Source organism: Melioribacter sp. Ez-97 (assembly GCF_051488665.1).
Classification (GTDB): domain Bacteria; phylum Bacteroidota; class Ignavibacteria; order Ignavibacteriales; family Melioribacteraceae; genus Melioribacter.
Genome location: NZ_JBPSEG010000035.1, coordinates 1 through 931, shown reverse-complemented (window position 1 = coordinate 931; position 931 = coordinate 1). Strand labels below are relative to the sequence as shown.

The 931-nt window shown below is 35.6% G+C and carries 1 pseudogene; it reads left to right on the top strand.

The features are described from left to right. Positions 1 to 931: pseudogene (locus ACSSWA_RS14915) on the top strand (T9SS type A sorting domain-containing protein); the annotation flags it as partial.

The following is a 931-nucleotide window of genomic DNA, read 5'->3' as shown; positions in this document are numbered from 1 at the left end:
ATTGTAACTTTGTATATTACTATATCTTTCCATTTGTTTGCACAAGTATACAATTGTGTTACTGTATCAGTACAAGAAGTTCCGGCGCAATCAAAAGGAAGATGGCTTCCTTCCGAAGGGACAATAAATGTATTAATTATCTTCGCGGAATTTCCAGATGACAACTATGATATTAATAATATGAGATGGGTTAAAAGCAACTCTCCTCAAAATATGAATAATTGGGTCGATCAAACATGGTCAGCTAACCCTACTCAAGGTTCGCTAACCCATTATTTTAACGAAATGTCCGGCAACAAGCTTCATTTTATTGGAAAGGAAGTTCACGTAATTGCACCGCATACAAGAGACTGGTATATGAATAATTACACCAGTAATCGAAGAGGCAATATTCAAAAAGAAATAATCCAACAACTTGATACAACATGGGATTTTGCCGAGTTTGATAACTGGGATTGGGTAAGTGATTATACATATTATAATAATGCCGATACATACGTTGATATGATCATTTTTGTCTGGAGGAATATTTCAGAAGATTTAAATGATCCCGATCAAGGTTTAATAGATTTAGGATTTATAAGCAATTATGGTGATTTGGGAAATATAGGAATTATTAATGTGGACAACAACCAGAGGAAAATAGCAACGTCATTTGGTGGAGGTGACTCAATACCATACGGTTCCGGTGTGACAGTAAGAAATTATTTAACCGAGGACCCATTCAGAAATGTAATACATGAATTTTCTCATTATTTAATTGGTAACAACGATTATCATAATGGTTTCGGTTTCTGGGGAATGTTATCTGCCTGGGGGATAAGAACATATGTAGCTAATGCGTGGGAAAGATACCGTTTGGGCTGGACTTCAGATTCTACAACATATACAATAAATAATACGACACAGACTCTTACGGGAAGAACCCTCA